Source organism: Bartonella sp. CE47NXGY, assembly GCF_042195415.1.
Classification (GTDB): domain Bacteria; phylum Pseudomonadota; class Alphaproteobacteria; order Rhizobiales; family Rhizobiaceae; genus Bartonella.
Genome location: NZ_JBHIOI010000141.1, coordinates 1 through 1304, shown reverse-complemented (window position 1 = coordinate 1304; position 1304 = coordinate 1). Strand labels below are relative to the sequence as shown.

Here is a 1304-nt window from a genome sequence, read left to right as displayed (position 1 = left end):
GATTTTGAACTGTACATTTCCCTCTCTAGACACAATACGCCTAAGTACAGCAATGTCATTAAATACGATTTGCTACACTTTGTCAACACAAAAATAACACATATTGATACATTTGAAAAGAATCGGTTAGGTAGTGTTAATTATTATAATTTAAGGATTAAATAATGAAGTCACTATCCATAACGCTCATAGTAATATTTATAGCTTTCTTTTCGATATCAGTGTTATCAAGATACACTAGTGTAGATAGTTTAGAACAATACGATAAACTTTACGAAAAATATGTAAGTGAAAATTATCAAAACTCAGAATATCATCAAAAATTAGCAAAGGCAAAAGAATCGGTGGAGTATTTAAAAACATTTATGGGAAGTACTGTAGACATCCCCAATGACAAAAGTCCATTTTGGAAGCATTTAATAACACTACCTAGCAATCCTCCGGAATTTAATATTTTAAAACATTATCACATAGTGCTTGTTTTTTGTGGTCGTTTTGCTGATTTATTACAAGGTGATAAAAGTATGCCCACAGTTACATTTAACGACTTGCAAACAAAACTTAAGAAATACGGTAGTATTTTTAATGACTGGGATACTATAGAAACTATTTTATTTAAAGCAAAATTTGAAACACATTTTAATGATCCAATGTTTGAATACGCAGAAAAATTTTTGAATTCTCCAAATGGCATTAGCAGAAAAGAACAAACTATTCGTACAGAGCATATGATACTAGGACACGAAAGCGTTCGTTTACAAAATACAGTGAATATGTGCTCTATTGCTATAAGTGTATATAGAGAAATGATGCCCAAAGAAGATATAAGACCCCCAGTAAGATATGGCTCTTTTGAAAAATGGAAGCGATATTTAAAAATTTTTTAAACTAGCGATTAAATACTTATGAAGCACATTAAGAGCAACACGCAGCGAATTCACAAGATGTGGTAACATTTGATCTTCTATCACGAGGTACTGTAGCGCAGCATGAAGATTATACTGTCTATAGAGGCATTGGGCTTCTTTTAGTGCCTCTTGCGTGTTTATAAACTGCTCTGTTGCAAATGCTACCCATTTATCTCTTGCTTTGTCATCAGTAGATGATGGCATTTCGTCATAAATCGCATTAGGCAAGCCCTTTGCACAAAGGTAATCGTTTCTTACTTGTAGATATTGTTGCGCGGCATCATATTGCTCTTGAGTAAGCACGCCTTTTAAACAAAGTCGCCCTATATAAGTACCAGAAAGTGGATTTTTTGCCTCCTGTAGCGTTAAACCGAAGCGCTTTGCACGTATCTCTAT

General features: G+C 33.6%; 2 protein-coding genes. One reads left to right on the top strand and one right to left on the bottom strand.

Annotated features, from left to right (window positions below):
- Positions 1-164: 164 nt before the first annotated feature.
- A complete protein-coding gene (locus ACFIL3_RS10200; protein ID WP_375610990.1) occupies positions 165-887 on the top strand; it encodes a hypothetical protein in 723 nt (240 codons plus the stop codon).
- On the opposite strand, the gene ACFIL3_RS10195 is transcribed toward ACFIL3_RS10200, so the two are convergent.
- A partial coding sequence (locus ACFIL3_RS10195; RefSeq protein WP_375682229.1) for a hypothetical protein occupies positions 873-1304 on the bottom strand: 432 nt, incomplete at its 5' end. The two genes, ACFIL3_RS10200 and ACFIL3_RS10195, sit on opposite strands and share 15 nt — an antisense overlap.